Source organism: Paenibacillus sp. AGC31 (assembly GCF_057334655.1).
This window is the reverse complement of record NZ_JBHFJH010000019.1, coordinates 1-1,489: the sequence shown is the minus strand read 5'-3', so window position 1 is coordinate 1,489 and position 1,489 is coordinate 1. Positions and strand designations below refer to the sequence as shown.

General features: G+C 50.7%; 2 rRNA genes. Both read right to left on the bottom strand.

From position 1 onward, the window contains the following. Positions 1 to 1,125, bottom strand: a 23S ribosomal RNA gene (locus ACE04G_RS07685); the annotation flags it as partial. A 314-nt stretch (positions 1,126 to 1,439) separates the two neighbouring features. Beyond that, a 16S ribosomal RNA gene (locus tag ACE04G_RS07680) occupies positions 1,440 to 1,489 on the bottom strand; the annotation flags it as partial.

Genomic DNA, 1,489 nt, shown 5'->3' with positions numbered 1-1,489 from the left:
TGGCTGCTTCTAAGCCAACATCCTGGTTGTCTGTGCAACTCCACATCCTTTCCCACTTAACACACACTTGGGGACCTTAGCTGATGGTCTGGGCTGTTTCCCTTTTGACAATGGATCTTAGCACTCACTGTCTGACTCCCGGAAGTAAGTCTATGGCATTCGGAGTTTGACTGAGCTTGGTAACCCTTGCGGGCCCCGCACCCAATCAGTGCTCTACCTCCACGACTCTGTTTTCCGAGGCTAGCCCTAAAGCTATTTCGGGGAGAACCAGCTATCTCCGAGTTCGATTGGAATTTCTCCGCTACCCCCACCTCATCCCCGCATTTTTCAACATGCGTGGGTTCGGGCCTCCAGTGCGTGTTACCGCACCTTCACCCTGGACAGGGGTAGATCACCCGGTTTCGGGTCTACGTCCACGTACTATGTCGCCCTATTCAGACTCGCTTTCGCTGCGGCTCCGGCTCTTCACCTTAACCTTGCACGGGAACGTAACTCGCCGGTTCATTCTACAAAAGGCACGCCATCACCCCTAAAACGGGCTCTGACTTTTTGTAAGCACACGGTTTCAGGTTCTATTTCACTCCCCTTCCGGGGTGCTTTTCACCTTTCCCTCACGGTACTGCTTCACTATCGGTCGCTAGGAAGTATTTAGCCTTGGCAGATGGTCCTGCCGGATTCATACGGGGTTTCACGTGCCCCGCACTACTCGGGATCCGTCTCGGAGGGAACCAACTTTCAACTACAGGGCTTTTACCTTCTTTGGCGGGCCTTTCCAGACCTCTTCGCTTAACCGGTTCCTTTGTAACTCCATGTGAGACGTCCCACAACCCCAAAGAGCAAGCTCTCTGGTTTGGGCTTCTCCGCGTTCGCTCGCCGCTACTGACGGAATCACTATTGTTTTCTCTTCCTCAGGGTACTTAGATGTTTCAGTTCCCCTGGTATGCCTCTACATAACCTATGTATTCAGTTATGAGTAACTGGAAATTACCCCAGCTGGGTTTCCCCATTCGGACACCCCCGGATCAAAGCTTGCTTACAGCTCCCCGAGGCAGTTTCGTTGTTCGCCACGTCCTTCATCGGCTCCTAGCGCCTAGGCATCCTCCGTGTGCTCTTAGTAGCTTAACCATTTTGTTCCGGTTTCGGTCGCTCGCTTCCCTTGTTTTGCTTGCGCAAAGCCAAAAGTCGCTCTCACCCGATACCATCACAAAAGCAATTTAACTACCTTTATACACTTGACTTGTTTGCACAAGTTCAGCTTAAAGGAATGTTCTAATTCGCGTTTGTTTCGTTTCGATATCTAGTTTTCAAAGAACAAGCTCCATGCAAAAGCAAGCTGTTTGAGAGTTTGAGCTCTCAAAACTGAGCAACGAGTGAGTAACTAGCCGACCTGGCTAGATTTTGTATTTGAATGTTTCCACTCGGGAAACGATTCTCCATAGAAAGGAGGTGATCCAGCCGCACCTTCCGATACGGCTACCTTGTTACGACT